Here is a 24,532-nt window from a genome sequence, read left to right as displayed (position 1 = left end):
GGGAATCAAAACTTTTCCAGATCCTGGTGCCTTGCCTTGATCTCGCGCACGGTGCGCGACGACGAGCGCAGCACGATCGTATGCGTGGTGATGGAATTGCGGCCGAACTTGACGCCGGCCAGCATGTTGCCGTCGGTCACGCCGGTTGCCGCGAACAGCACGTCGCCGCGCGCCATGTCTTGCGCGCGGTAGACCCGCCTCGGATCCAAAATGCCCATCTTCGCCGCGCGCGCCAGCTTTTGCGGCGTGTCGAGGATCAGCCTTCCCTGCATCTGGCCGCCGGTGCAGCGCAACGCTGCCGCCGCCAGCACACCCTCCGGGGCGCCGCCGGTGCCGAGATAGATGTCGATGCCGGTTTCGTCCGGATCGGTGGTGTGGATAACGCCGGCGACGTCACCATCGCCGATCAGCCGGATCGCAGCGCCCGTGGCGCGCACCGCCTCGATCAGCGCGCCATGGCGCGGCCGGTCGAGGATGCAGGCGGTGATCTCCGACACCGGCACGCCCTTGGCCCTGGCCAGGTTGGCGATGTTTTCGGCCGGCGAGGCATCGATGTCGATGACGCCGTCCGCATAGCCCGGGCCGATGGCGATCTTGTCCATATAGACGTCGGGCGCAAACAGGAGACTGCCCTTTTCCGCAATGGCGATGACGGCCAGCGCATTAGGCAGGTTCTTGGCGCAGATCGTCGTGCCTTCGAGCGGGTCGAGCGCGATGTCGACCGCCGGGCCTTTGCCGGAACCGACCTCTTCGCCGATATAGAGCATCGGCGCCTCGTCGCGCTCGCCCTCGCCGATCACCACCGTGCCGTTGATGGCGAGGCGGTTGAGCTCCTCGCGCATGGCGTCGACCGCAACCTGGTCGGCGGCCTTTTCGTCGCCGCGTCCGCGCAACCTTGCCGCCGCAACCGCAGCGCGTTCGGTGACACGCACCAGTTCCATGGTGAGTATCCGGTCGAGGCCGGCGACGATGTTCTGGGCAACGTTCATAGGTGGACAATCCCCGTTGGCACATGCCTCCCGCCAGAGGCGCGCTGGTTGTGTCAAAGCTCCATGACAACAGCAAGACCTCAGTGGGTCTTCAATCGATTGAAGGAGAAAGAAGAGAAATCCCTACTCTGCCCGCTCGATGCGGATGACCTGCGGCTTGTCGGTCAGATGATCGTCCTTAGTGATGCCGTCGACCGCCTTGCGGACCGCCGCTTCTGTCGTCTCGTGGGTGACGAGGATCACCGTCTTCTGCAAGGCGGTATCCGGCCCGGCGGCGTGCTGCACGATCGATTCCAGCGAAATTTCGTTGTCGGCCATGCGCTTGGCGATGGCGGCAAAGACGCCGATGCGGTCATGCACGGTCAGCCGGATGAAATAGCCGCCGGCATGGCTGCGCATCTGCGCCTTCTTGTACGGCCGCAATTCCTTCGCCGGCAGGCCGAAGACCGGACCGTGCTGGAAACCGGGCCGGCTCTTGGCGATGTCGGCAATGTCGCCGACCACCGCCGATGCGGTGGCGTTGCCGCCGGCACCCGGACCGGAGAGCAAAAGCTCGCCAAGGATATCGGTTTCGATGGCCACCGCATTGGTGACGCCGTGCACCTGCGCGATAACCGAAGCCGTCGGCACCATGGTCGGGTGCACGCGCTGTTCGATCCCGCTTTCCGTGCGTTGGGCGACGCCGAGCAGCTTTATCCGGTAGCCAAGATCGCCGGCTGCGCGGATGTCGGCCTGGCTGATGTTGGAAATCCCTTCCATGTAAATGTCGTTGGCGGCAATCCTCGTGCCGAAGGCAAGGCTGGTCAGGATCGACAGCTTGTGTGCGGTGTCGTGCCCTTCGATGTCGAACGTCGGGTCGGCCTCGGCATAGCCCAGCCGCTGCGCGTCCTTCAGGCAGGCGTCGAACGACAGGCCCTCGGCTTCCATGCGGGTCAGGATATAGTTGCAGGTTCCGTTGAGGATGCCGAAGACACGGGTCACCGAATTGCCGGCCATCGCCTCGCGCATCGTCTTGATGACCGGAATACCGCCCGCCACCGCCGCCTCGTAATTGAGCAGCACGCCCTTCCTCTCAGCGATCTCGGCCAGCGCCACGCCGTGCTTGGCGAGCAGCGCCTTGTTGGCGGTGACGACGTGGCGGCCGGTTTCAAGCGCTGCTTTCACGGATGATCGCGACGGCCCCTCGTCGCCGCCGATCAGCTCGACGAAAACGTCGATCTCGGCGGTCTGGGCCATTCCTACCGGATCGTCGAACCACTTGGCCGCGCCGAGATCGACGCCGCGGTCGCGTTTGCGATCGCGGGCCGAAACGGCTGACACGACGATCTCGCGGCCGCATTGCCGCGTCAGTTCCGCCGCCTTGTCGCGCAGCACGCGGGCCACCGACGCGCCGACGGTGCCGAGACCGGCGATTCCAACACGCAACGCTTCAGCCATGTCCGGCGACGCCCCTCAAGGATTTGGTCGATGTGATCTGTGGCCACTCAACGATGCGCGGCGAGCGGCACCACATTGTTGGGCTGTTTGGCGCTGGACGCCAGGAAGCGCTTGATGTTGCGCGCCGCCTGCCGGATCCGGTGCTCGTTCTCGACCAGCGCGATGCGCACATGGTCGTCGCCATGCTCACCGAAGCCGACGCCCGGCGCCACCGCCACGTCGGCATGCTCGATCAGAAGCTTGGAGAATTCGAGCGAACCGAGATGCTTGAACGGCTCCGGGATCGGCGCCCAGGCGAACATCGACGCCGCCGGCGCCGGAACAGTCCAGCCGGCGCGGCTGAAGGCATCGACCATGACGTCGCGGCGCTTGTGGTAGATGTCGCGCACTTCAGCGATATCGGCGCCGTCGCCGTTGAGCGCGTGCGCGGCCGCCACCTGGATCGGCGTGAAGGCGCCGTAGTCTAGATAGGATTTCACCCGCGTCAGCGCCGAGATCAGCCGCTCGTTGCCGACGGCAAAACCCATGCGCCAGCCGGGCATGGAAAAGGTCTTCGACATCGAGGTGAACTCGACCGCCACCTCGATCGCGCCCGGCACCTGCAGCACCGAAGGCGGCGGATTGCCGTCGAAATAGATTTCCGAATAGGCAAGGTCCGACAGGATGATGATGTCGTTCTTCTTGGCGAAGGCCACCACCTCCTTGTAGAAATCGAGCGAGGCGACCTGCGCCGTCGGGTTCGACGGGTAATTGAGGATCAGCGCCAGCGGCTTCGGGATCGAATGGCGGATGCCGCGCTCCAGCGCCGGAATGAAGCCGTCGTCCGGCTCCACCTGCAACGAGCGGATGACGCCGCCCGACATGATGAAGCCGAAAGCGTGGATCGGATAGGTCGGGTTGGGGCACAGGATCACGTCGCCGGGCGCGGTGATCGCCTGCGCCATATTGGCAAAGCCTTCCTTCGAGCCCAGCGTCGCCACCACTTGCGTGTCCGGGTCGAGTTTCACCCCGAAACGGCGGGCATAATAATTGGCCTGGGCGCGGCGCAGGCCCGGAATGCCGCGCGACGACGAATAGCGGTGCGTGCGCGGATCGCGCACGACCTCGCACAATTTGTCGACGATCGCCTTTGGCGTCGGCAGGTCCGGATTGCCCATGCCAAGGTCGATGATGTCGGCGCCGCGCGAACGGGCACTGGCCTTCAGCCGGTTGACCTGCTCGAAGACGTAGGGCGGAAGCCGGCGGACCTTGTGAAATTCTTCCATGTCAATTCCAGACGGTCAAAGTGGTTTTCGGCAAAGGTGCTTGTCGGTCGCGCGATATAACCCTATTTGCAGGTAGGGTCGAGGGCGGGATCGCATTTGGTTTCGATCTGCTTCAGCGCGTCGGTGCCGTGCTTCCTTGCCAGTGTGTTCAGCGCCGCCTGGTTCGTGGCCTTGACCGCGCCGCCTTTTGAGCCCTGCGCCTGCTCGTCGGCTTTCAACTGGGCGAGCTTGGCGTTCCTTTCCGCCTCGGTGAACTGTTCCGCCGCCGCCTGTGGCGGGATATTCAGGTTCGGATAGGTGCCGGTGTTCTTTGGCCCGTCGCTAGCCGCGACCGGCGTGGTACCCTCGACGTTGGTGCTCGAACAGCCGGCGATCGCCAGCAGGACGACCGTCGCGCCCATGCGGCAAAAACGACCAGTGCCGGAAAAACCAGTGGTAGAAAAAACAGCGTCGCCAATATTAATCGTCATATTGTTTCCTTGGCAGCCGAGGTAGAGCACGTTGGACCCTGTCGGACATCCCATGGTAATATGTCAAGAAAACGCTTCGGGAGGAACCCGCCAACCATGTCCAAAACACCCGATTCGGGAAAAACGGAAGATGAGCGGCCTTCCACCGTCGAGCAATATCTGGTGAAGGACCCGGAACGCTTCGCCTTGAACATGGCGCGCATGATCGAGCAGGCCGGCAAGGCGGCCTCCGCATGGGCCGAGCCGCGGGAAAAAGGCGAGGTGCGCGATCATGTCGCCGAGCCGGTCGTCGATATGGTGAAAACCTTCTCCAAGCTCAGCGAATACTGGCTTTCCGATCCGCAGCGCGCGCTGGAGGCGCAGACGCGGCTGTTCTCCGGCTACATGACCGTCTGGGCCAACTCGATCCAGCGCCTCAGCGCCGGCGGCGAAGACGCCGACGACGCGGTCAAGCCAGAGCTCGGCGACAAGCGCTTCCAGGACCCGGAATGGGGCCGCAACGCTTTCTTCGATTTCCTCAAGCAGGCCTATCTTGTCACCTCGCGCTGGGCGACCGAGCTGGTCGAGCACGCCGATGGCCTGGACGAGCACACCCGCCACAAGGCCAGCTTCTACGTCAAACAGGTATCCAACGCCATCTCGCCGTCGAATTTCATCCTGACCAACCCGGAACTGTTTCGCGAGACCATCGCCTCGAACGGCGAAAACCTGGTGCGCGGCATGAAGATGCTGGCCGAGGACATCGCCGCCGGCAAGGGCGACCTGAAACTGAGGCAGGCAGATTACTCGTCCTTCGAGATCGGCAAGAACCTGGCCACGACACCCGGCAAGGTGGTGGGCCGCAGCGATGTCGCCGAGATCCTGCAATACGATCCGGCGACCGAGACCGTACTCAAGCGGCCGCTGCTGATCTGCCCGCCCTGGATCAACAAATTTTACATTCTCGATCTCAACCCGCAAAAATCCTTCATCCGCTGGGCGGTCGAGCAGGGCCATACCGTCTTCGTCATCTCCTGGATCAACCCGGACGAGCGCCACGGCACCAAGAGCTGGGAGGCTTATATCAGAGAGGGCCTGCAATACGGCCTGGACACGATCGAAAAGGCCACCGGTGAAAAGGACGTCAACGCCGTCGGCTATTGCGTCGGCGGCACGCTTCTGGCGGCGGCCCTGGCGCTGATGGCGCAGGAAGGCGACCACCGCATCAAATCGGCCACCTTCTTCACCACGCAGGTCGATTTCACCTATGCCGGCGACCTGAAAGTGTTCGTCGACGAGGAGCAGGTCGCGGCCGTCGAAAAGGCAATGAATGAGAAAGGCTATCTCGACGGCACCAAGATGGCGACCGCCTTCAACATGCTGCGCTCGGGCGACCTGATCTGGCCCTATGTCGTCAACAACTACATGCGCGGCAAGGATCCCCTGCCCTTCGACCTGCTCTACTGGAACGCCGATTCGACCCGCATGGCCGCGGCCAACCATTCCTTCTACCTGCGCAATTGCTATCTCGAGAACAGACTTTCGCAAGGCATGATGGAACTGGCGGGCCGCGTAGTATCGCTGAAGGATATTACCATCCCGGTCTACAATCTCGCCTCGAAGGAAGACCATATCGCGCCGGCGCTTTCGGTTTTCCTCGGCTCGAAGTATTTCGGCGGTGAGGTCGACTACGTCATGGCCGGCTCCGGCCACATCGCCGGTGTCGTCAATCCGCCGGCGGCGCAGAAGTATCACTACTGGACCGGCGGCATGCCGGCGGGCGACTTCGACCAGTGGATCGCCAAGGCCACAAACCATCCCGGCTCCTGGTGGCCGCACTGGCAACGCTGGATCGAGGCCAAGGACAACACCCGCGTGCCGGCCCGCAAACCCGGCAACCACATGAAGACCCTGGGCGACGCGCCAGGCACCTATGTCAAGGTGCGTGTGTAACCTTCTGTAATGTGTGGTGAGTTGACGCGCCGCCAAAAGAGGACGAAATGGTGTCGTCAACCCTTAAGCAGCCTCGATTCCTCTCTAGCCGTCGAATTACTCTGGGGCTTGCGGATTTGACACAGGTCTCGTTTCCGTTCGGGGACAAGGATTTATTTCGGCGAGACGTTCCGACGCCGCGCCAATGATTTACCGGCCGGACCTCGAGGGGGAATTTGGTTTTGAAATCAGCAGGATCGCGCCTCGCGAAGGGAGAAAGCCGCGCCATTGTGGCCGCGCTTTTCTCCGTGCTCCTGGCGTCCTGCACCTCGGCCGGCGACCCGTCCCTGTCGGTCGGCATGCCCGGCTATAACGCCTCTGCTACGGATATCAGCACGGCCTCTGGTACCCAACAGGTCGCCGTTGATTCGTCGTCGCAGATCACGACTTCACAGATGACGATGACCGCCGAGGGCGACGCAAGCCTTCCCGAGCAGGTCGCTTATGTGCCAATGGCCAAGCCGGGAACCCAGGGAGGCGCCAAGTCCGATGCCGGCTTCCCCGTCACGGCTCCTGCGCGCGCAGACGCGACTGCGGGCCAGACGCCGCAGCCACAGGAACAGTCCGCGCAGACGGTTGAACAGGCCGACGCTGCTGCGCAGAAGACTGAAACCGCCGATGCAGGCACGGCCGCGCCGAAGTCCAAAGCCGAGGCCGCCGCGCCGGCGATGAACAATCCGGTTTATGTGACCGCCGGAGAGCCGCAGCCGCAAGCCTATGCGCCGAAGAAGAAGGGGTTCCTCGCCTCTTTGTTCAGCGCCACGCCCGCTTCGGCGGCCCCTGCCCCGCAGGCCAACAACAGGTCGGGCGAGCAACCGACGGCGGCGCAGCCCAAGACGGCGGCAAAGCCGACCATCACCTTGGCCTCGGCCAAATCAGCTGAAAAGCCGATGCAACTGGCTTCGATCGGCGATACCAGCCATTTCACCGATGACGCGCTGCCTGGCGTACGCAAGACCGCACTCTTCGAGATCAAGCGCAAATCCGGTCTCGACGACGACAGCGACGTCGATCTGAACGAGGATGAAGGCGGCGCCTATCAGGTGGCATCCGCTGCCGGGCTTGCCCGGCTGGCGCCCAACGGTCTTTTGAAGCAGACCGAGAATGTCGACGTTGCCTGCCTGAAGCCTTCGCTGGTCCGCGTGCTCAAGACGATCGAGGGCCACTACGGCAAGAAGATGATCGTCACCTCCGGCTATCGTGACCCGGCCCGCAACCGCCGCGCCAACGGCGCCAAGAATTCGCTGCACATGTATTGCGCCGCTGCCGACATCCAGGTTCCAGGCGTCTCGAAAGCGCAACTGGCAAGCTACATCCGCAGCATGCCCGGGCGCGGCGGCGTCGGCACCTACTGCCATACCGAATCCGTTCACATCGACGTCGGTCCCGAGCGCGACTGGAACTGGCGCTGCCGCCGGCGGCGGTAGCGGCTGGTTCTTCCCTCGTTTAATGCAACGTCCGCAATGCGCCGTCTCACGACGGCATACGGTGCCGCGTCGAACCGGGCTAAATCGCCGAAAATGCGCGGTTTTGCGGCCACTGAAAAAAGTTGTCGCAGGCGGCGGCAGACGGGTTGCCGGTTTGGTGCAACGCAACTATAAGCGCTCACATCTGAGCGCGCCCATCGTCTAGCGGTCAGGACACCGCCCTTTCACGGCGGTAACAGGGGTTCGATTCCCCTTGGGCGTACCAATGATTTCAACAACTTGACGACAATCCGAGATCTTCGGCCCCGATAAGGGACCGGAAATGCACTGCTGCGCGGGCCATTTCTGTGCCTAATCCGGCCCAGACGAGCCCAATGTTTGGTGCAGGACTCGAAGGCAGATCTTCGCCCCATTGCCGTCGCGGGGGTGCAAAATCCTCCCACATCAATCCGACTGTGGATGGGGAGGCGGAGGCGTGCGAACCGCTAAGGCCTCCTTGCAGCTCTTTAGCATCAGTTCGTGCAGAAATGGGTCGGCTCCAACCATAAGGAGGTCCATCAATGCAGCGTCGAAACTCAGTGCGTCTACATGAGCGTCAACAGCTTTCGTACCCGCTGCGTATTGTCTGACCTATGGTGGACGAAACTCACAGCAAGCAGCACCAGCATTCGCCCGACAAGCTGCCGGCAAAGTCGCAACACGACCACGCGGCGACCAGTTCTCGTCCAGATTTTCACGATCCGCTCAAGGCTCGGGGCTCTGCAGGTCCCGTCCTCGACAACAGCACCAATCCTGGTGCTAAATGTCTGCTAATGGTCCGTCCCGCCAATAACCGGAAATGGCGCGACCAAGACCGGTTCTGGCAACTGGGCCAAACGGGTGAAAGCCACGTGCGCCGCGAGTAGGACATCAATTCGTGCCAGTCGTTTTGCGGTCATTGTCCTATTCTCAACACCACTTTGCGCCCGTCGGAAAGGGTTCCCGTTCCTGTGCCAACCGGGGGTTGTCTGCTGGTCAGCGAGAACACGAATCGGGTTGAGAGTTGCCCGCAAACCATCGTTCCTTCTCCATGCGAGAAGGTAAGGTTGGCAGTGGTCGTGCCTCGGCATTCGACCCCGGTGTTGGTCTGTCCGCGAATAGTACCGCGCCGTGTAATACTGTTGACGAAAGCCGTCCCGGAAAAGGAGAGCGTCCCGTCAACAGTCTGACCGGAGACTGGTGCCGTGATGGTGAGCAGATTTTGCGCCTGCGCGTAACCGGCAGCGTCTGCGACACCACAGGCAATCAACATTGTCGCCAAGATTCCCCGGAAAGTACGGTGCATATGGACGGTTCCTTTGAGACCGCTCCTGCGAGGCTAAAGCAAACGCCTTTGGCTCCTCATCTGTTGAGCCGTCTTCAGTTGTCAAGGAATTCAGCAGTCAGACTGCCTTGATTGGCTTCCAGCCACGCCTTGGACGCGACGTGGTTGCAAATTCACGATGGAGGGATAGCCGCGGTTTAAGGCATCGGTCTTGAAAACCGGTGTGCGCTATCCCGCAAGGCATTGTGGAATATTGAGTTTTACGGAGATATGGCGTCGCAAGTGGCACAGAAATGGCACAAACTGAAAAAGCGACGCCGAAAAGTGACTTGGATGGGTGGCCGAGTGGTTTTAGGCTCTGGTCTTGAAAACCAGCGTAGGGGCAACTCTACCGTGGGTTCGAATCCCACCCATCCGCCAGTCGCTCTTTGGGGCGTGTGGACGCTAAGTCGAACGCTCCTGGAGACGGTAGAGAAGGTTACCGGCAAACCTGCAGCCTAGGTCCAATGACACAATACAGGGCCGGTGAATTAACATCGCGCCGGACTCCGCGCGTGGCTTTGGGGTTGGTCTTCGACAGCGTGGCCATACTCTTCGGCACAACCACCAATTTCGTAATAGAACGCACCGAAGGCCTTCAGAGCATCGAACTGGGTGGAGCCGCTGCTAGGTCCGATACAGGCCACGCTCATAGACGGCGTCGCCGTTGAAATCGAAGGCGGCGCATTCGCTACAATGGCATCAATACGCCCGGAAGATCGTGTCGCAGCATGGACCGCCCCGAAGAGCCCGCGTGCCACCGGCCCTATCTTGGTCTCCCAAGCCAAGGAAACCTTCCGTGCAACGTCACTATCGCTACGACCATTTGGGTCTCTTCGAGCGATGGTCTAGAATACGAAGTGTTCCGCGCAGGAGGGACGAAGATGAAAGTCGGCATTGTCGGAGCTGGGATGGTGGGCAGTGCGGCTGCATATGCACTTGGCCTGCGCGGGGTGGCTAGCGAGGTTGTGCTGGTTGATTTGGATTCGGCTTTGGCCGAGGCACACGCTCTGGATATCGCCCATGCTCTCCCGTTTGCCTCCGGCACGTCGATTGCGAGCGGGGACTACGACCGGCTTCGAAATGCAGGAATAGTCATCATTGCAGCGGGGTCCGCGCAGCGCCCCGGTGAGACAAGGACTGACCTTCTCGGACGGAACGCCGCAATCTTTCGAGATATCATCGGCGAAATCATGCGCGTTTGTCCCGATGTGATCCTTTTGGTCGCATCGAACCCGGTCGACATAATGACCCAGATCACACAGGTGATTTCAGGCCTGCCGGCAGGCCGCGTGATTGGATCAGGCACTATCCTTGATACAGCGCGGTTTCGCAGTTTGCTGGGAGCGCATCTCCACGTCTCGCCTCGCTCCATCCACGCATATGTGCTCGGAGAACATGGCGACAGCCAAGTACTGGCTTGGTCCAGCGCCCGCGCAGGAGCGGTTCCGATTGCGACCTTCGCTACACAGGTCGGAGCCCCGATCACAGAATCAGTCCGAGCAGAGATCGACGACAGGACCAGAAATGCTGCCTATACAATTATCCGGGGAAAGGGATCCACCTACTACGGCATCGCAGCCGGCCTCGCTCGGCTCATCGGCGCGATAAGGCAAGATGAGCAGGCGGTCTTCTCTGTTTCGATCGTTACCGAGAACACGGAGGGGGTTCAGGATGTTGCGCTGTCAATTCCTCGGATCGTGGGGCGCGAAGGGGTGACCGCCGATCTCTATCCTGAACTCGATGCACAGGAGCGCGCGGCGCTCCACCGAAGCGCTTCGGTTTTGCGGGGACTGTTCGAGTCGGTGCCCCTCTAGAAATTGGAGGCCGGCCTGATTTGCCATCGGTGCCGATCGAATTTGACGCTAATGCCGGAAGCGCTCGGCGCTGAGTTGTAGGCAGGACCGATCTTTCCCGGCTGGTCGGTCCTCAACGATATCGGCTGGAGTTTCTCTGCCCTCGGGGCTCGCTAAACCCCTGCGGAAGGTAACGTCGGTGGACCTGGACCGCCAACTCAACGATCAATCGTGGCCACTAACCGATTAACACGCGAACCTCGTGTGTCAGGTCTTCGTCTGTGAGGGGAACATTTCCGTTTGGCAAAAAAGGACCCCATCCATCATCACCGAGCGTACTCCTCGGCCAGCCCCGGACGAATTGTCAAAGCGAATCTCATAAGTCGCACGACCGTGCCGATAGGTGATTTCATAGTCCGACCAGCTTGCGGGAACACATGGCTGGAACAGGAGGAACTGACCTTCACGTCAGCATTTGATAAATGCATGACGCGGAAACGATCAGAAATCAAGGCCGAAAATGAACGCTTCCAGCTTGTGTCCTCGAGCTTGGGCGCGAAACGCCACCGCATGTATCGCAGGGCCACTTCGGCCCCTACCGAGGTCGTAGGGCGGCGCGAAGGGGCACACACCGGACGGCCGCTTTGGGCCTCCACGGCCTGCCTGAGCGGCCTTTGAGGCGGGTCGAGCGGGCGGTATCGGGTTTCGAACTCGCGAAGTGCCTTCTCGCCATCGATCCGGAACGTTGCAAGGCTGGATCCTAAAATTGTCCGGCACCCCCTTCCACTGGTAGTAGGTATAGGTCGCAAGCAACTGACGTTCGTTTGAATGCAGTGCGACGCCTCGGTTATGTTTCGCCGTCTCCACGATGCGCGCTATCAGCGGCGCTACAATTCCCTCCAGATGGGCAAAGGCGAGCTCAAGGTCGACGTTTTTAGACAGGTCTTTTTCAAATGAGGTGTAAAGCTGTCGTTCAAAGAACACCTTACCAGGTGGATTCTGGAACACCCCCCGGGCAAGCGTTCGCCGATCAAGACGTGCAAAGCGCCAGCATCGTCAACGAAGTTTCGGAGAAGAAACTGCGGCACGAAATGATGGTCGGCTGGCGGTTTGTTCTTGGCCATACCACGGTAAGTAGCAGGCGAACAAAAAGCCCGCCACCGTGAGGCAGCGGGCATTCCGATCAGACTTCGCGGAATAATGATGGACCTGAGACGTTGTCGATAGAGAACACCCTACCAAAGGAGGTTATCGATATGCGCCTTTTCATCCTGTTTTCGGTATTACTTTTGACTGCCTGCATGACAGCACCACGCGGCGAGACTCCACCCGCACGGCCAACCGCGTCTACATCGAGCGGGAGCAGTAGTGGCAGTGCCGGCGGTACTGGCGGTGGCGGCTACTAAAGACGCGATCGACACTCAGTTTGGAAATCGCAGAGAACGTTAATCGCGCCGAACTGACCGCCCCAGCAAAAAAAGCCCGCCACCACCGGAGGCAGCGGGCCATTATCGTTTCGGCTACGGAACGATAGTCAGTTTGCTTTCTCACGCATCGCCCGGAAAATATAGGAACGGAACTCCGCCCCCAACTCGGGCGAGAGGCGCAATGAACGCCCGCCGTTTGCGGCTTCGGTCTTGAACACCAGGATCATATCACCATTCGCCGGATCGAACGTCGGGATCAGTAGTTCCAGCCGCTCGGCGGTCTCCATGTAGTGCGCGATATTGTCTTTCATGACGCATCGCCCTCCGCGTTAGCCAGTCCAGTTGATTCGGCTTTACCTAGGGTTACTGCCGCGGCGGTCGCCGCGCCGATGCCGGTTAGGATAGTGCGGCGGTTGATGACAGCGGGCATGCCTTCGGCGGCTGCCCGAACAGAGGTGTTCGGCATTGTGCACTCCTCTCCATTGTGCTAATTGCACTTCTATGGTGGCAAATGCACTATACAGGAATTAACTATGGTGACAAGTGCACAAATTCGGGCGGCGCGCGGACTGTTGAACTGGACTGTCCGCGATCTTGCCGACAAGTCGGGCGTGCACAGGAACACCGTGACCAGAATCGAGACTGAAGCGACAACGCCAGGGCACTCCATCGCGGCCGTTCAAGCATCCCTCGAAGCGGCCGGCGTCGAGTTCATCCCGGAGAATGGCGGTGGCGCCGGCGTGAGGCTGAAGAAGGATTGACGCGCCGCCCGTGCCCGCGCGATGCCTTAGCGAGGGTGCGAGAAGGCGCGAGAGCGCCGGCACAAGCGGATCCTGGACACGGTGCGCGACAACGACATCGCGATCATCGGGCGCTGAGATCAGGGCGATCCTGCAAGGCCTCCGACTTTGCGGGTTTGTTAATCCCGCCCGATCAGGACGCTTCCTGCACTTCCTCGACTTGTGGCGTCACGGGTGCAGAATTAACGACGTAGGTGTTCGAGGTCAGGTCGCTAGTAGATCGGATGATGATGCCATCGTCTCTTAATCGGGCAAACGTTGCCCTTGCGATACGCATGGGCTTGCCTTTGGCATCTGCGGCTGTGACTTTGTTCGACCAGGGAACGTGAGTGATGGTGTCAACGCGCTTGAGAAAGCGCTTTTCCCTCTCGGTCAACTCGATCACGCCCGTTCCTCCATATCGTTGGCAGCGTTTGGTTGGCCGGTAACGCCGATGATGCGACTCCGTTCCAAGGACCCACACGCCAAGCGCTCGCGCGGTGCACCAAATTGACATCGTGTCTTGCTGCCGGTCATCGCCCGTCCTTTGCCTTGCCGTACGCATTCGGGATGGTGTCGGGCGTGTAGATCAGCCCGACTTTCTTGCCGCCGCACTTGGCGCATTTCAGCTTTGGAATGAGGTCATCCGCCATTGCCGGCGCGTCTGGACGCGGCGGCACCGCTTAGGGCTTTCTCGCCCTTGCGGGGCGAAGCTTGCGAGTCACCAGACGTTGCTCCACGATGACCATCATGCGAGGGGCACAGCAATCATGGCCACAAGGTCTCAGTCATCTGAGAGCCGCAGCTTTTGGGCAGGCATTATCCTTTGGTCAATTTTGGATTTTGCGATCGTCCTGGCTATAGCGTCGATCTGGAACGATTGGCCGGCCGCATTGGTGGTAGCCGCGGCAGCCACCATCGCAATTTGGTTGGCTCAAATGGTGCTGGCCCTCTACGGCTTCGCTCGCTACATGGCATACTTCTGGTTTTTTGAGAGGGAGAGCCGAACTAGGGCAACGGTTGATCAGCTTGTTCAACTGAAAATGCCGGCTCCCAATGAGCTTTACAACGACGTTGATGAATATCTGCTGTCGGCGGCAAACGATCCATCAACATCAAACGACGGCAGATTGTTTGCTGGAGCTACGCTCGGCATTTTGGAAGCCACAAGGAAGTTCGGACCCAGGGGCGTCGCTATCTTAACCGCTATGGTCATCGAAGAAAGCCTCCGCCAATATAGTCGTTTGAAGCTGGTTCAAGAATGACCGGTTGCCGAGTGCTTTGCCGTCACTGCGAACGCTCGACAGCAACGTTGGCGCGTCATCTCCCTCGCCGGCCTGGAGAAATTCAACGACAGCAGAAAGAAGTCGCTCGGCCACGATCCTATTCATGGCCAGCTCAATCGTGCCGCTGTCGGTCTCCAGTTCGAGCAGTCCGATCAGCGGATCGGCCGACATCCATGTGGTGTCGGCGGAGAGCAGTTTGGTGAATCCGGTTTTGCTGGGCTTGCGTTTCATGGTGCCTCCATCGGCTGGAAGAAGCTTCCGGGGCAGTGTTCGTTCGAATGATGCTTTTCCGTTGCCTTTGAGCGCAAGTTTTTGGTCAGCCAGCACAGCGCCTCCTCTTAAGCTCGCTGGTGGTCAATGCCCGGCGGCCGGCTGATCGTCACCCCAATAGGGCTGCCGGGCCGCTAGAACTTGCTCAACGGATGGCGCGGACTTCATGACCCGGATTAGGCCCAACAACCACACCAGCGGCATCCTCTTTGGCGAGGTGCTATATCATGCCGATCCCGAGCACCCGCCGCCATCCTATGTGTCGCAATATGGGGTGCAGGAAGATGAAACGGCTAATCAAATACGACCCTAAGCGCCACATGCGCTACGATCCGGACCTGCTGCCCCGCACGGGGCACAGGTACAAGCCGGCCAAACCGGCCCACGATGCCGTATGGTGGCCCAATGTCATTTCGGTAATTGCTATTGCCGGTTTCTTCTTCCTCACGTTCATCTGGAGCTGACGATGCGATTGACGCTGACGAAAGCACTGCCGACATATTTCCGGCTGCCTGGGTCAGCCATGAGAGCAAACGCGGGCTTGCCCCTCTCGCGTTCGACGCCGAGAAGTTCAAACTCGCTTTCGGTGAAGGATTTTGTCTTCAGCCAATTGGTAGTCGGACCGCTGCGATATTTGCTGTCTCGACGCTTCGATACCATTCCTTCCAGGCCGGCCGCGTCGATCAGATGATAGATCGCATTAGCCTCGCCTGGCATTGTCTCACTGAACTGGATGCGGCTGTCAGACCCTATAAGGCCGGTCAGGATTTCCCGCCGATCCTCAAGCGCCATGTCGCGCAAGTCGTGGCCATTGAGATGCAGCAGATCGAACGCGACGAAATAGAGGTTGTGCTGGCGCCTGGTGATTGCCTTGCGCAACGCGGCAAAATCCGAAAGGCCAGCGTCATTTAAGACGACGACTTCGCCGTCGAGAGGCGCTGGACCGCGTATCGACTGGCACGAGGGGAGCGCGCTCGAAATGCCGTTCCCTGACTCCAGCTTCGATCTGGTTCTTTGCCAACTCGGACTGCAGTTTTTTCCGGACCGATCGAGTGCGCTACGTGAGATGTTCCGGGTTCTGGTGCCTGACGGCCGATTGGCCTTAAGCGTTTTCAGCGCTATTGAGCACACCCCTGCGGCAAAGGCGCTGGCGGATGCCCTGGATCGACACCTCGGTCCAGGCGCTTCGGCAACGAAACGGTCCGAGCATTCACTTGCCGATGCGGACGAGCTTTACCGATTGGTGACTGGGGCGGGATTTCGTCAGGTGACCATCGACACAACGACACAGAACATCCGATTCCCCTCGTCAAAGGAATATGTGCGACTACAGCTGGCAGCGACTCCGCAGGCTGGGCTGGTCAGCGGAATGGATGCCGGACATCGCGACGCAGTCACCGCAGCGATTATGGGTGATCTAAGTTCCTCGCTGGCAAACTATTCAACTGGAGGGGAGCTGATGTTCCCCCAAGAGGCTCACGTCGTGCTCGCACGCAAATAGCGCAGCTGTCGCCCTGCCATTTCGCTTGTCGTTGGTTTAGTCGTGGCGGCGATCGCATCAAAGGATCGGTCGGAACGCAGCGGCATCCGGTGTTCAACAGCGCGCACGCAAGGTGAGCCCTAGTTAGAGGAGGAGCGTAGCAACCCCTCCTCCTCGGCAGCAGCCTCGAAGGCCTTCCTTACGTCGTCGGGCGTGCGCTCGCCTTCAATGAGAGCCATGCAGGCCTCGACCGCCTCCTTCCACTTAGGTCCCCGCTTGGTCCACCTCATGAGTTCCGCAGCGGCACCCTCGACATTATTGCAGCCGTAGGTGAGCCCAGGTCGAACGGTCTCGATGATGACCGGAGGGTGAAACCAATGGAGAGCCATAATACCTCCTACTCGGGCGAGAGATACATCTCCGCCTCCTTAGCGGCAGCCACGAAAGCCTTTCGAATTACATGAGGGTCGATCGGATCGCCCTCCAGTGCTGACAGGCAGAGGGTCCACGCCTTGTGCCAGCGAGGCCCTCTCCGGGTCCACCTCTTGAGCTGCTCAAGAGCTGCCCTCGTATTGTTGCAGCCATGCCTGACACCGTCCGTTTCAGTCTTCACGAACACCGGAGGGACGAACCAAAGAGTTGCCATGACACCTCCCTACTCAGGCGAGAGATACACCTCGCCTCCCTGGCAGCCGCCTCAAAGGCTTGTCGGACCACTTGGGGGGACACTCTGCCCTCGAACGCGTCAACGCAGGATGGGACCGCTTTCGTCCACTTCGGGCCCTTTGTGTCCCACGCCATGAGTTCCTCGGCGGCTCCCTCGACGTGGCTTACCCCATGGCGAATGCCCGGACGTTTCGCCTTCACGTAAACCGGGGGAGAAAACCAGAGGAGACTCATGAGGGTAAATTAGGGGATGCTCACATGTTTGGTAGAGGCGGGCAACACGGTCGGCCCGCGCTCAGAGAAGGAGCGCGGGCTTATCCTGCTGCCATTCTCCCCTTGCCTACACTGTTGGGCGACTATCTTTCGTTGAAGTCCGCCCTAGCTCGGTTCCACTTGCTCTAGCGTCAGCGTCACATTTCCAAAGGTGTCGATCAGATCGTCGTCGCAGGCGCAGATATGAGCTTCGGGCTCATAGAGAGAAAGTCTCAGGTGCACCAAAATGCTGGTGCGCTCCGCGCTTACTTCGATCCGACGAGCTTCAATCGCATTGCGGCGCATGACGATATTGCAATGCTCCTCCAAATTCGGCCTTGGGTGATGGAGAACCGCAAGTTCTAGAAATTTCTGCGGCGCGCCAAGAACTGCCGAAACATCCAGCTTGAACGATCCTAAATAATGGACGGTATCTCCCGGCCGCTTTAAGGGAGCTTGTTTAATCAGGGCTCGTTCAACGTTTGATTCTATTGCTGTTCTGCAGCCGTAGTCGTGCACTTCAGGCCAGCCCGGCAAAAGCGATCCACGGCCCACCGATATTGTGTAGACACGCCTTCCGTCTTCATCATCTTCACTGGTGAAATCTGCAATAGCTCTTTCTGGCGCCACAACCCCGGATGTGACCATCCTAGGATACAAAGCCGACCTATAAATTATTTCAACATCACTCAGCATTCGATGCTGCTTTGAGGGGTGAACTAAGTGTTTTCAGTAAAGCCGAAATCTCGGGGGTGTCTAATTATACAATTTGGTATGGTCACTGCATTTTGGTCAATTTGTTAACTGTCAAAAACGCCGCGTCTCCATCACTAATAGTGACATATCTGCTGATTTGATCTTTGTCCCAAGTGAAGACCACTGCGTCACCGCCGTGAGCGAAGATCTTTGGCGCTTCAACCCCTGATGATTCAATGAAAGCCAACACACGCTCGGCATCAATAGCGGTCGCTTTATCGACGCCATCTGAGAAACCCTCAGGAAGCGCAAGCATCTGATCAATCGCAGTGAAAAGTGCTGAAAACTTCATCGAATCCGACTTTGGACGCTCGGCGCTCACCTCCGAAACCACGCTATTTAATCTTCTGTGGATGAGCCAATCGCGATAAGACGGCCAATGCCAGACGGAGGTCGTCGTCACGCTCTCTTCACTTGGCTCATTCTGCCCCAACCCAGCCGAGGACTCCGCAAGATCACTGTCGTCTAGCGTCGTAAGATAGTAGATGCCATGATAGTTGGTTGCCGAAACGCTACGCATCACCAAAGTCCATCCAATGTTCCTATGGATCGAAGCCTAATCGCCTCCCCTCCAAGTTTACTCCAAACCGCGCTTTGTAGGTGGGGCAATCGCATGGCCTGTCGCGCTTGTCCTCCTGGTGCTGGTCTTTCGCAAGCAACTCGTGAAGCTCGTAGCGCGGGTCCGAGCGGTTAGCGGCCCTGCTGGTATCAGCGCTAGTTTCGCGGATGAGATGGAGAAGGTTAGAGAGGCGGTGGAGCAAACTCCCCCGGGCCAAAAACGACTTGAACGTCCAGCTCTCGAAGTCAGCGATCCATATTTAGAGTTGGCCAAAACCTATCCTGAGGCAGCGATCATGAACTCCTATAAGGATTTGGAGGCTTTCCTGACCGATGCTATGGGCAAAAATTCACGCATTATCTCACCGACAATGCTTATGACGGTTCTTCACAACACGAGGGAGATCCCGAGTGAAGTATTTGAATTATTTCAACGTGTGCGAGCCGCTATGTGTTTAGTCCCGGCATTTGATGGGTGGGATCGAGTCGGAACCGTTCGGGCTCTTTTGCCCAGATTTTGCAGATGAATTCGTGGGGCGTGAGGCCCTTGAGGGTCTTAAGCCGGCGCGCGAAATTGTAAGCTAAGATGAAGTCGGCGAGATGCCGACGCAGTTGCTCGTGATCGTCATAGTGGAAGCGCTTGACGGTGGCGTCCTTGATGGTCCGATTCATCCGCTCGACCTGGCCGTTCGTCCAGGGATGGTTGATCTTTGTGAGCCGGTGCTCGATGCCATGTTCGTCGCAGATGCCGTCGAAGATGTGCTGAAGGGCATGCCGGTCGCAGGTCCGGTTGGCGAACTGAATGCCGTTGTCGGTCAGAATGGTATGGATGGCATAGGGCACGGTCGCGATCAGGTTGCGAAGGAATTGGGCCACCGCCATCTTGCCCGCCGTCGGGTGCAATTCCGCATAGGCGAATTTCGACGTCCGATCGATGGCCAAGAAAAGGCGCAGCTTGCCCTCGGCGGTCTGCACCTCGGCGAGGTCGATATGGAAATAGCCGAGCGGATAGGCGTTGAACTTCTTCCTGGCCGGCTTGTCGGCGTCCACCTGCGGCAGCCGCGAAATGCCATGGCGCTGAAGGCAGCGATGCAACGACGAGCGCGTCAGATGCGGGATCGAGGGCTGTAGGGCATAGAGACAATCATCCAGCGCCAGCAACGTGTGCTTGCGAAAGGCGACGATCACCGCTTCCTCTTCGAGCGACAGCACTGTCGATCTTGGTTTCTTCGGGCCGGTGGGAAGATCGGCGGTCGAGATCCGGTTCCTCCACTTTCTAACTGTCTTCTGATCGATGCCGTAGCGCTTGGCCAGCGCTCTCAGGCTCTCTTGACTATGCTGTATCGCTCGACGGACTGCCTCTGTCGTCGTGGCGCGGCGGTGTAGAACCTGTCCCATAGCGCATCCTTTGATTCGGACAGCAATGATGCGCCATTAAAGTCCGGGATCAAACAGCTAGGAACTTGGCTGTGCACTCATCGTCGCGGTTGACGGCGGGAGAAGCTATCGAGTTCCGGGGATTTGTCGGTTCACTGATAGAGGCCATCCGGCCTATTGCACCCAAATTAAAGCAGTTAGCAGACAACATCGCGCCAACGCTACGCGAAGCAACTCGATCTCGGCGTGTTAGTCCTAAAAGAGCGACTTACTAGAGACGGCTCCGAAGAGATGAAGCGGGTCAGAACTGACAACCTCGGGACCGGCCACAGGGGCAAGCAGCACGATGGCCCGTAGACGATGAATCGAAACATCCCATCGCATTCGCGAGGCAATGCGCTCGGATGACTTCATGCGGATGGGCGGCGACGGCAAGACCGTCGAGGCGGACGAAACCTACATTGGCCGCCGCGTGACGTTCCGGTCAACAAGGGCTTATTGACAGCGCGCCATGACACTCCAAGCTTTTTGGAGTTGACCGTTGATCCAGTCATCCAATAGCGGTTCAGTATGGGTTTCCAGATACTGGTCCGCGAGTTGGTTCTGCCGCGCAACTTCAGCGTGACCGTGGGGTCATAAAGCTGCTTCGACATCACGGCGGCCGTATATCTCATTTTCGCATAACCACTGCGGCCTGATGATCGTGCGCCTGCTCCTTCACAGCGACAACTGGTATGATCCGGCCCCACCGCCGCTCCAAGGAAGGGACGTCATAAAACACCTGAGAGTTCGGGTCAGCGCCGAAGGTAAACACCGACCACTCGACTCCATCAGGATTATTTTCGGCGAAGTTGGAGTTCAGTTCTGCAAGTAGGTCAGAGAAAAGTGGATCATCGCGATACTTCGTTCGCAGAAGATCAATCGTCTGCCGAGTATGAATGGTGATATATGCGTAACCGTCCTGACGGAGAACGCGCCGAACTTCGAGGAGCCACGCCTCAGCCAATTCGGATATATGCGTGAAAACCGATCCGCAGTAAACCAAGTCGAAGGTGCTGTCTTCAAATGGAAGATGCGGTGCTGTGGTGTTGGTTGCGAAGAGCATCGGCGGATTAAGGTGTTCCTGGCACCAGGCGATATGCTCGGCATTAATGTCGAGGCCCCAATGCTCTGATGTCTCGTCTCGCGGAAGAAATCGCAGCATGCGGCCACTGGCGCATCCGAGATCGAGCACGCGTGTCAACGGAATAGGCGGTTGCCCGACTTCATTGAGGATGCAAAGCATTTGTGCCACGTCATCTTGTCCGCATTTCAAATAGTCTAATTCAGTCTGGGCGTATCCTTCCCACAGATGTTGAGGTGGAACCGGCGCGGCATTCTTTGACTGGGAGGGACAAACAAACAAGACGTTATGGTGTCTGGCTAAGGGGATGAATCGGGCCGAGCTGCCGGGACGTTCTTGGCTGATGAGTTGCTCGGTCGCGAGCTTGAAACGCTTGGTTTTACTTAACTGCCCAGCTAGCTTTTCCATCAGCGCCATTGCGCGACGATCCTGACTTAGTTTACGAGCTAGTCGTTCAATGAGGTTCATTTGCGCAGCCTCCAATTCTGATCGATGATCTGGGAGCGGTAGCCATCGAACTTGGCTTCATGCATCCAGTCGTCGCCTTTGGGCGGCTTGGCGACCAAGGTGGGCATCATCGGAGGAATAAATTCTAGCCGGCCGCCGGCAATCACTGGTTTACGCACAAATTCGAGTCTAGGTCCGTCCGATCTGGCGGCTAGGGGAACGGAACGTGACCATTTTACTAAATTAGTAATGATGCATGAAACGGCTTATTTTTCGTCCCAGCCGGCGGACACGCCCACACCCCCGCCGGTTAGGCCCGGCGGTCGGTTGCCTACTCCGCAGCGGCTGTCGGGCCGACCATCTCAGCGAGGATGCAGTGGAAGCGCCAGAGACGATCCAAAACGCCTGGGCCGGCCTTAAGCTGGTTCGCACGGCTATTGAACAGACCTGCCCGGCTGGTGTGCTGCCGAGCGAAGAAGCTGTCTTGCTGCTCTACGGTCCCGAGCCGGTCCATGAGGGCGAAGCGCTTGCCAAAGCCATTATCGAAACGGTGGAAAGGCTGAACCGATAACGTCAAACGGTTTCGCCTGGGCGTACCGCTTGAGAAACACACCCGCTAGAAATCTTTATCTGGCCTCGATAGGCGCGAGAATCGCGTCAGGGTCGAGGCCAAGAGCCCGGCTATTTCCATTCAAACCTATCGGTCGGCTCAAGGCTGGATTGAAACTTATGGCGAAGGGCCGCCAGAGACGCCATTTTCTCATTCAGGTAGGCATCGAAGAACAGCACTGCTCCGTCTTGTACAACGCGAGTGTAACGGGTCTCGTCCTCGGGGCCGTGGGCGTGTGGTCCGTACTTCAAGCCGGAAAACGAATTGTGGTCAGCACAGTCGAGAACGAGCAGATATTGATGAGGGATGGTCAGCGCTTCGTAAGGAAGGGTCCGTTGTATCGGATCGAATTCCTTGTTGCCGGGCACCGCATTGCCATCTCTCGTGCCCGTGATGTGAAACAGCGGGATTCTGATATCGCGGTAAAGGGCGACCAACTCGCCGCCTTGGATGGGTATGTTCGGGCTCATGACCAAGCCAGCGCGAATTCTCGGCTCCTTGAAAAACCACTGCCCGCCCGGACCCATTCTCTGCCCTGCGGCAACCATCGTCGAGACGCCTCCATAAGAGTGTCCGGCCATTCCGATGCGTGTCAAATCCAGGCGGCCGGCGAGCCGCCCCTCGCCGTTCATGCGCGCAAGCTCGCGCAGGGCAAAGGGCACGTCCTGAAATCGCGCGCGCGCAGCATTTGGCGTCCCACATGGCTTCACGAAGAATGCGGTAGACGCCCGCCAATGCCATGGGACACAAGGATCACCGGGTAAGCGCCAGAGAGGGGGGCGGGGGCATAAAGCCGGTACGGCACGGTACGGCCGCGCGATCGAGAAGGGTTTCCGGACATACGATTTCCTGCGCGGCAACGAACCTTACAAATATTCCTTCGGTACCCACGACACCGTCCTCAACTGCACGCTGGTGCGAACCAAAACCGGCCGGAACCTTGGCGACCGGCTGGACAGGCGATCCTTGGGCGGCGCGTTGCAGGAGGCGGCCCGCTTCCACAAGAAGGGTTGGGTCATCCAGGCTGAGAACGTCTATCGCCAGATCCTGAACACCGAGCCGACGCATGATCAGGCGCTGTACGGACTCGGTCACGTTTTGGGTACGAAGGGCGATCACCGTCAGGCTGCGGAATGCTTCGGCGCGCTTGCAGCTATGTCGCCGCAATCTGTAAACGCCTGGCTTTGCCTGGGCATTGCGCAGCAGTCGCTAAACGACCACTCCGCAGCCATCGAGTCGTTTGGGCGAGCCACGGACCTCGATCCGGGCCTCACCCTAGCGCGTTATGCCCGGGGCCGCAGCCTTCTCGCCCTTCAGCGGACGGATGAGGCGGCCCAGGCTTTCACGCTGGTGCTTGAGAATGGATCGCCCGCGCCGGCGGAAACCGCCCTGCGCGCCAAAGCCCGGCGACAATTGCAGCAGTTGAGGACAGCCAAGCCGCTCTACATTCTAAAGAAACCTGAGCGCGAGACGCCCGTCATCCAGTCGTCGGTGCCGCTGGGGCTGACAAATCTGCTCAAGGTTGCGCGGCCGGCAACCGCGAGCCGCTCCATCTCTTCTGTTGCTTGACGAGGGGCTTGCCTTAGGATCAGCACGCGATTGGCCCGCCCAGAGCGGGCCAATCGCAACGGCAATCAAGTCGGGAGAGGTCCCCTGCCGCTGCAAGCCGCTCAAACAACTCGGCGCCGCCTCGTCATGGAGCCGGTTGGGGCCAGCGCTGTAACGCAGCACGGCCAACGTCGGTAAGCGCATAGACGCCGCGCTCGGCCCTGGCGAACCAGCCATAGACGTTGTGAAGCAGGATCTTGGCAGCGCGTGGTGAAATGGTTTTCAAGTCGCGCGGGCGCTTCGGGCCGTCGATCATCGCAGCGGCGCAGGCCAGCGCATCCTGGCGGTAAGCGGTCATTATCGGCGTACGCGAGCCGCCGCCGACTACAGGGTCGCCGCGCCGTCGCCGATGCTCGTCCACCAGACGCGATCTTCGCCTCGGGTCTCGCCGGGGCGGCAAGGCGGCCGGGCTGAGCAGCAATTCGACGTTGCCGGCGGAACCAACTCCCAGAAGGCCGAAGCCGAGCCGCCTGCAGAGTGCGCGGAACCGGCGATCGCGCTCGCGGCCTTTGCCTCGACTTGACATGCGCGCCGCAAGCCAGACCTCATCGCATGACGCAGCACGATCGACACCTTGAAGTATGAGCTCGAGGTTGAACTGCAATTTCAATTCGCAGATGACGACCACGGGCGGCTCGCCGTCGCGCAACCCCACGACGTCGCAACCACCAACTTCGCCTTTTACGGTGAATTCCAGGCCCTCAAGAAACCGCTTCACCGGCATGTAAAGAGACGTTTCCTGCATGCCGGAGCCATAGCCGATTCGTGACTGGCTGGCACAGCATCACCGAAGGGCATGCCGCTCTGGGGCAGATTTGCCGCTCGTCGAACGCATGGAAGGGTGGGATGCCAGCTCGGCCGCTAAGCCCTCAGCCCCCTCGCCGCGCCAGAACGCTTGCCCGGAACCATCATATCCCTGGCCAGCAGGCGGCTCACCCGGCAGAACGCCATGAACGCCCGGCAAGCCTCCTCGGTCTCGACCAGGTCGACCGTGGCGCCGAAGCAGGCATTGAATGCGGCCTGATAGACCGGGCCTTGCCGACGAACCGGCCAGCCTTGCAGGAAATCCAGCGCCTGTTCGACGCTGTAGATTTCCTCGACCGGCAGGCCAGGCGCGGTCGTGATGCGCACCGGCACCTCGAATTGCAATCTGTCCATTCCTGTCTCTCCAGAACGCGTTCCCGCAGCAGCGCCGC

At 59.6% G+C, this 24,532-nt stretch carries 30 protein-coding genes, 2 tRNA genes and 1 pseudogene; 12 read left to right on the top strand and 21 right to left on the bottom strand.

Going from position 1 to position 24,532, the window contains the following annotated elements; translation table 11 throughout:
• Positions 1 to 5: 5 nt before the first annotated feature.
• The 4 genes from glpX to IHQ72_RS19740 form a co-directional block, all read right to left on the bottom strand.
• Complete coding sequence (gene glpX / locus IHQ72_RS19755; RefSeq protein WP_258116672.1) at positions 6 to 989, bottom strand: class II fructose-bisphosphatase; 984 nt, start codon at positions 987 to 989, stop codon at positions 6 to 8.
• Positions 990 to 1,112: 123 nt separating this feature from the next.
• Positions 1,113 to 2,426: a homoserine dehydrogenase gene (locus IHQ72_RS19750; protein WP_258116671.1), complete on the bottom strand. Its 1,314-nt coding sequence runs from the start codon at positions 2,424 to 2,426 to the stop codon at positions 1,113 to 1,115.
• Between the two features lie 47 nt (positions 2,427 to 2,473).
• A complete protein-coding gene (locus IHQ72_RS19745; protein ID WP_258116670.1) occupies positions 2,474 to 3,691 on the bottom strand; it encodes an LL-diaminopimelate aminotransferase in 1,218 nt (405 codons plus the stop codon).
• Positions 3,692 to 3,753: 62 nt separating this feature from the next.
• A complete protein-coding gene (locus IHQ72_RS19740; protein WP_258116669.1) occupies positions 3,754 to 4,191 on the bottom strand; it encodes a hypothetical protein in 438 nt (145 codons plus the stop codon).
• A 66-nt stretch (positions 4,192 to 4,257) separates the two neighbouring features.
• Here IHQ72_RS19740 and phaC point away from each other — a divergent pair, with 66 nt between their 5' ends.
• From phaC to IHQ72_RS19725, 3 genes are all read left to right on the top strand, one after another.
• Positions 4,258 to 6,093 carry a class I poly(R)-hydroxyalkanoic acid synthase gene (gene phaC / locus IHQ72_RS19735; RefSeq protein WP_258116668.1) on the top strand — a complete coding sequence of 612 codons (1,836 nt, stop codon included), beginning with the start codon at positions 4,258 to 4,260 and terminating at the stop codon, positions 6,091 to 6,093.
• A gap of 215 nt (positions 6,094 to 6,308) precedes the next feature.
• A complete protein-coding gene (locus IHQ72_RS19730; RefSeq protein ID WP_258116667.1) occupies positions 6,309 to 7,559 on the top strand; it encodes a YcbK family protein in 1,251 nt (416 codons plus the stop codon).
• Positions 7,560 to 7,749: 190 nt separating this feature from the next.
• A tRNA-Glu gene (locus tag IHQ72_RS19725) sits at positions 7,750 to 7,824 on the top strand.
• Positions 7,825 to 8,493: 669 nt separating this feature from the next.
• Here the strand turns inward: IHQ72_RS19725 and IHQ72_RS19720 are convergent.
• Complete coding sequence (locus tag IHQ72_RS19720; protein ID WP_258116665.1) at positions 8,494 to 8,883, bottom strand: hypothetical protein; 390 nt, start codon at positions 8,881 to 8,883, stop codon at positions 8,494 to 8,496.
• Positions 8,884 to 9,193: 310 nt separating this feature from the next.
• Here IHQ72_RS19720 and IHQ72_RS19715 point away from each other — a divergent pair.
• Positions 9,194 to 9,282: transfer RNA gene (locus tag IHQ72_RS19715), tRNA-Ser, on the top strand.
• 503 nt (positions 9,283 to 9,785) lie between these two features.
• Positions 9,786 to 10,718, top strand: coding sequence for an L-lactate dehydrogenase (locus tag IHQ72_RS19710; RefSeq protein ID WP_258116663.1), 933 nt, complete (start codon positions 9,786 to 9,788; stop codon positions 10,716 to 10,718).
• Positions 10,719 to 11,198: 480 nt separating this feature from the next.
• Here IHQ72_RS19710 and IHQ72_RS37115 read toward each other — a convergent pair whose 3' ends face one another.
• From IHQ72_RS37115 to IHQ72_RS19700, 3 genes are all read right to left on the bottom strand, one after another.
• Positions 11,199 to 11,681, bottom strand: coding sequence for a hypothetical protein (locus IHQ72_RS37115; protein ID WP_374120259.1), 483 nt, complete (start codon positions 11,679 to 11,681; stop codon positions 11,199 to 11,201).
• 550 nt (positions 11,682 to 12,231) lie between these two features.
• The gene (locus IHQ72_RS19705) at positions 12,232 to 12,435 is read right to left on the bottom strand and encodes a hypothetical protein (protein ID WP_258116662.1); all 204 of its coding nucleotides are present in this window, start codon (positions 12,433 to 12,435) and stop codon (positions 12,232 to 12,234) included.
• Positions 12,432 to 12,590, bottom strand: coding sequence for a hypothetical protein (locus tag IHQ72_RS19700; RefSeq protein ID WP_192356401.1), 159 nt, complete (start codon positions 12,588 to 12,590; stop codon positions 12,432 to 12,434). Before IHQ72_RS19700 ends, IHQ72_RS19705 begins: the two co-directional genes overlap by 4 nt.
• A 67-nt stretch (positions 12,591 to 12,657) precedes the next feature.
• Between IHQ72_RS19700 and IHQ72_RS19695 the strand changes: the two genes are divergently transcribed.
• Positions 12,658 to 12,885, top strand: coding sequence for a helix-turn-helix transcriptional regulator (locus tag IHQ72_RS19695; protein WP_192356400.1), 228 nt, complete (start codon positions 12,658 to 12,660; stop codon positions 12,883 to 12,885).
• 172 nt (positions 12,886 to 13,057) lie between these two features.
• Here the strand turns inward: IHQ72_RS19695 and IHQ72_RS19690 are convergent, their stop codons facing one another.
• Positions 13,058 to 13,309, bottom strand: coding sequence for a hypothetical protein (locus IHQ72_RS19690; protein ID WP_258116659.1), 252 nt, complete (start codon positions 13,307 to 13,309; stop codon positions 13,058 to 13,060).
• Positions 13,310 to 13,673: 364 nt separating this feature from the next.
• Here IHQ72_RS19690 and IHQ72_RS19685 point away from each other — a divergent pair, with 364 nt between their 5' ends.
• Positions 13,674 to 14,168 carry a hypothetical protein gene (locus IHQ72_RS19685; protein WP_258116657.1) on the top strand — a complete coding sequence of 165 codons (495 nt, stop codon included), beginning with the start codon at positions 13,674 to 13,676 and terminating at the stop codon, positions 14,166 to 14,168.
• Here IHQ72_RS19685 and IHQ72_RS19680 read toward each other — a convergent pair.
• A complete protein-coding gene (locus IHQ72_RS19680; RefSeq protein ID WP_258116655.1) occupies positions 14,103 to 14,420 on the bottom strand; it encodes a hypothetical protein in 318 nt (105 codons plus the stop codon). The two genes, IHQ72_RS19685 and IHQ72_RS19680, sit on opposite strands and share 66 nt — an antisense overlap.
• A gap of 323 nt (positions 14,421 to 14,743) precedes the next feature.
• Between IHQ72_RS19680 and IHQ72_RS19675 the strand changes: the two genes are divergently transcribed.
• On the top strand, positions 14,744 to 14,923 hold the full coding sequence (locus IHQ72_RS19675) for a hypothetical protein (protein WP_192356397.1): 180 nt from the start codon (positions 14,744 to 14,746) through the stop codon (positions 14,921 to 14,923).
• Here IHQ72_RS19675 and IHQ72_RS19670 read toward each other — a convergent pair.
• Positions 14,910 to 15,338: an ATP-dependent DNA ligase gene (locus IHQ72_RS19670; protein WP_441338636.1), complete on the bottom strand. Its 429-nt coding sequence runs from the start codon at positions 15,336 to 15,338 to the stop codon at positions 14,910 to 14,912. The genes IHQ72_RS19675 and IHQ72_RS19670 overlap by 14 nt on opposite strands.
• Positions 15,339 to 15,438: 100 nt before the next feature.
• On the opposite strand from IHQ72_RS19670, the gene IHQ72_RS19665 reads away from it, so the two are divergent.
• Positions 15,439 to 15,960 carry a class I SAM-dependent methyltransferase gene (locus IHQ72_RS19665; protein ID WP_258116647.1) on the top strand — a complete coding sequence of 174 codons (522 nt, stop codon included), beginning with the start codon at positions 15,439 to 15,441 and terminating at the stop codon, positions 15,958 to 15,960.
• Positions 15,961 to 16,079: 119 nt separating this feature from the next.
• Here IHQ72_RS19665 and IHQ72_RS19660 read toward each other — a convergent pair whose 3' ends face one another.
• The 6 genes from IHQ72_RS19660 to IHQ72_RS19640 form a co-directional block, all read right to left on the bottom strand.
• On the bottom strand, positions 16,080 to 16,328 hold the full coding sequence (locus IHQ72_RS19660; protein ID WP_258116646.1) for a DUF982 domain-containing protein: 249 nt from the start codon (positions 16,326 to 16,328) through the stop codon (positions 16,080 to 16,082).
• 8 nt (positions 16,329 to 16,336) lie between these two features.
• Positions 16,337 to 16,585, bottom strand: a complete 249-nt coding sequence (locus IHQ72_RS37110; protein WP_374120258.1) for a DUF982 domain-containing protein — start codon at positions 16,583 to 16,585, stop codon at positions 16,337 to 16,339.
• Positions 16,549 to 16,839 (bottom strand): DUF982 domain-containing protein, encoded by a 291-nt coding sequence (locus IHQ72_RS19655; RefSeq protein WP_258116645.1) that lies wholly within the window; start codon positions 16,837 to 16,839, stop codon positions 16,549 to 16,551. The genes IHQ72_RS37110 and IHQ72_RS19655 overlap by 37 nt, the downstream gene beginning before the upstream one ends.
• Positions 16,840 to 16,983: 144 nt before the next feature.
• Positions 16,984 to 17,553, bottom strand: coding sequence for a hypothetical protein (locus IHQ72_RS19650; protein ID WP_258116644.1), 570 nt, complete (start codon positions 17,551 to 17,553; stop codon positions 16,984 to 16,986).
• 82 nt (positions 17,554 to 17,635) lie between these two features.
• The gene (locus IHQ72_RS19645) at positions 17,636 to 18,133 is read right to left on the bottom strand and encodes a hypothetical protein (protein WP_258116643.1); all 498 of its coding nucleotides are present in this window, start codon (positions 18,131 to 18,133) and stop codon (positions 17,636 to 17,638) included.
• Positions 18,134 to 18,618: 485 nt separating this feature from the next.
• Complete coding sequence (locus tag IHQ72_RS19640; protein WP_258116642.1) at positions 18,619 to 19,569, bottom strand: IS481 family transposase; 951 nt, start codon at positions 19,567 to 19,569, stop codon at positions 18,619 to 18,621.
• 352 nt (positions 19,570 to 19,921) lie between these two features.
• Here IHQ72_RS19640 and IHQ72_RS19635 point away from each other — a divergent pair.
• Positions 19,922 to 20,032, top strand: a pseudogene (locus tag IHQ72_RS19635) (IS1595 family transposase); the annotation flags it as partial.
• A 186-nt stretch (positions 20,033 to 20,218) separates the two neighbouring features.
• On the opposite strand, the gene IHQ72_RS19630 reads toward IHQ72_RS19635, so the two are convergent.
• On the bottom strand, positions 20,219 to 21,139 hold the full coding sequence (locus tag IHQ72_RS19630) for a class I SAM-dependent methyltransferase (RefSeq protein ID WP_258116641.1): 921 nt from the start codon (positions 21,137 to 21,139) through the stop codon (positions 20,219 to 20,221).
• A 355-nt stretch (positions 21,140 to 21,494) separates the two neighbouring features.
• Here IHQ72_RS19630 and IHQ72_RS19620 point away from each other — a divergent pair, with 355 nt between their 5' ends.
• Positions 21,495 to 21,689, top strand: coding sequence for a PAC2 family protein (locus IHQ72_RS19620; protein WP_258116639.1), 195 nt, complete (start codon positions 21,495 to 21,497; stop codon positions 21,687 to 21,689).
• A 110-nt stretch (positions 21,690 to 21,799) separates the two neighbouring features.
• Here the strand turns inward: IHQ72_RS19620 and IHQ72_RS19615 are convergent, their stop codons facing one another.
• On the bottom strand, positions 21,800 to 22,390 hold the full coding sequence (locus IHQ72_RS19615; protein WP_258116638.1) for an alpha/beta hydrolase family protein: 591 nt from the start codon (positions 22,388 to 22,390) through the stop codon (positions 21,800 to 21,802).
• A gap of 304 nt (positions 22,391 to 22,694) precedes the next feature.
• Here IHQ72_RS19615 and IHQ72_RS19610 point away from each other — a divergent pair, with 304 nt between their 5' ends.
• On the top strand, positions 22,695 to 23,297 hold the full coding sequence (locus tag IHQ72_RS19610) for a tetratricopeptide repeat protein (RefSeq protein WP_258116637.1): 603 nt from the start codon (positions 22,695 to 22,697) through the stop codon (positions 23,295 to 23,297).
• Positions 23,298 to 23,421: 124 nt separating this feature from the next.
• Here the strand turns inward: IHQ72_RS19610 and IHQ72_RS19605 are convergent, their stop codons facing one another.
• Together IHQ72_RS19605 and IHQ72_RS19600 are read right to left on the bottom strand one after the other, a co-directional pair.
• Complete coding sequence (locus tag IHQ72_RS19605) at positions 23,422 to 24,081, bottom strand: DUF2161 domain-containing phosphodiesterase (protein WP_258116636.1); 660 nt, start codon at positions 24,079 to 24,081, stop codon at positions 23,422 to 23,424.
• Positions 24,082 to 24,197: 116 nt separating this feature from the next.
• The gene (locus IHQ72_RS19600; protein WP_258116635.1) at positions 24,198 to 24,494 is read right to left on the bottom strand and encodes a DUF982 domain-containing protein; all 297 of its coding nucleotides are present in this window, start codon (positions 24,492 to 24,494) and stop codon (positions 24,198 to 24,200) included.
• Between the last annotated feature and the right edge of the window lie 38 nt (positions 24,495 to 24,532).

This window comes from Mesorhizobium onobrychidis (genome assembly GCF_024707545.1).
Lineage (GTDB): Bacteria > Pseudomonadota > Alphaproteobacteria > Rhizobiales > Rhizobiaceae > Mesorhizobium > Mesorhizobium onobrychidis.
Note: the sequence above shows the minus strand (reverse complement) of the source record. Positions and strands in the feature narration are given on the sequence as shown.

Coding starts and splice junctions, on each gene's coding strand:
- glpX (WP_258116672.1), bottom strand. CDS start 989: ATGAACGTTGCCCAGAACATCGTCGCCGGCCTCGACCGGATACTCACC.
- IHQ72_RS19750 (WP_258116671.1), bottom strand. CDS start 2,426: ATGGCTGAAGCGTTGCGTGTTGGAATCGCCGGTCTCGGCACCGTCGGC.
- IHQ72_RS19745 (WP_258116670.1), bottom strand. CDS start 3,691: ATGGAAGAATTTCACAAGGTCCGCCGGCTTCCGCCCTACGTCTTCGAG.
- phaC (WP_258116668.1), top strand. CDS start 4,258: ATGTCCAAAACACCCGATTCGGGAAAAACGGAAGATGAGCGGCCTTCC.
- IHQ72_RS19720 (WP_258116665.1), bottom strand. CDS start 8,883: ATGCACCGTACTTTCCGGGGAATCTTGGCGACAATGTTGATTGCCTGT.
- IHQ72_RS19710 (WP_258116663.1), top strand. CDS start 9,786: ATGAAAGTCGGCATTGTCGGAGCTGGGATGGTGGGCAGTGCGGCTGCA.
- IHQ72_RS19705 (WP_258116662.1), bottom strand. CDS start 12,435: ATGAAAGACAATATCGCGCACTACATGGAGACCGCCGAGCGGCTGGAA.
- IHQ72_RS19700 (WP_192356401.1), bottom strand. CDS start 12,590: ATGCCGAACACCTCTGTTCGGGCAGCCGCCGAAGGCATGCCCGCTGTC.
- IHQ72_RS19695 (WP_192356400.1), top strand. CDS start 12,658: ATGGTGACAAGTGCACAAATTCGGGCGGCGCGCGGACTGTTGAACTGG.
- IHQ72_RS19685 (WP_258116657.1), top strand. CDS start 13,674: ATGGCCACAAGGTCTCAGTCATCTGAGAGCCGCAGCTTTTGGGCAGGC.
- IHQ72_RS19680 (WP_258116655.1), bottom strand. CDS start 14,420: ATGAAACGCAAGCCCAGCAAAACCGGATTCACCAAACTGCTCTCCGCC.
- IHQ72_RS19675 (WP_192356397.1), top strand. CDS start 14,744: ATGAAACGGCTAATCAAATACGACCCTAAGCGCCACATGCGCTACGAT.
- IHQ72_RS19665 (WP_258116647.1), top strand. CDS start 15,439: ATGCCGTTCCCTGACTCCAGCTTCGATCTGGTTCTTTGCCAACTCGGA.
- IHQ72_RS19660 (WP_258116646.1), bottom strand. CDS start 16,328: ATGGCTCTCCATTGGTTTCACCCTCCGGTCATCATCGAGACCGTTCGA.
- IHQ72_RS37110 (WP_374120258.1), bottom strand. CDS start 16,585: ATGGCAACTCTTTGGTTCGTCCCTCCGGTGTTCGTGAAGACTGAAACG.
- IHQ72_RS19655 (WP_258116645.1), bottom strand. CDS start 16,839: ATGAGTCTCCTCTGGTTTTCTCCCCCGGTTTACGTGAAGGCGAAACGT.
- IHQ72_RS19650 (WP_258116644.1), bottom strand. CDS start 17,553: ATGCTGAGTGATGTTGAAATAATTTATAGGTCGGCTTTGTATCCTAGG.
- IHQ72_RS19645 (WP_258116643.1), bottom strand. CDS start 18,133: ATGCGTAGCGTTTCGGCAACCAACTATCATGGCATCTACTATCTTACG.
- IHQ72_RS19640 (WP_258116642.1), bottom strand. CDS start 19,569: ATGGGACAGGTTCTACACCGCCGCGCCACGACGACAGAGGCAGTCCGT.
- IHQ72_RS19630 (WP_258116641.1), bottom strand. CDS start 21,139: ATGAACCTCATTGAACGACTAGCTCGTAAACTAAGTCAGGATCGTCGC.
- IHQ72_RS19605 (WP_258116636.1), bottom strand. CDS start 24,081: ATGCAGGAAACGTCTCTTTACATGCCGGTGAAGCGGTTTCTTGAGGGC.
- IHQ72_RS19600 (WP_258116635.1), bottom strand. CDS start 24,494: ATGGACAGATTGCAATTCGAGGTGCCGGTGCGCATCACGACCGCGCCT.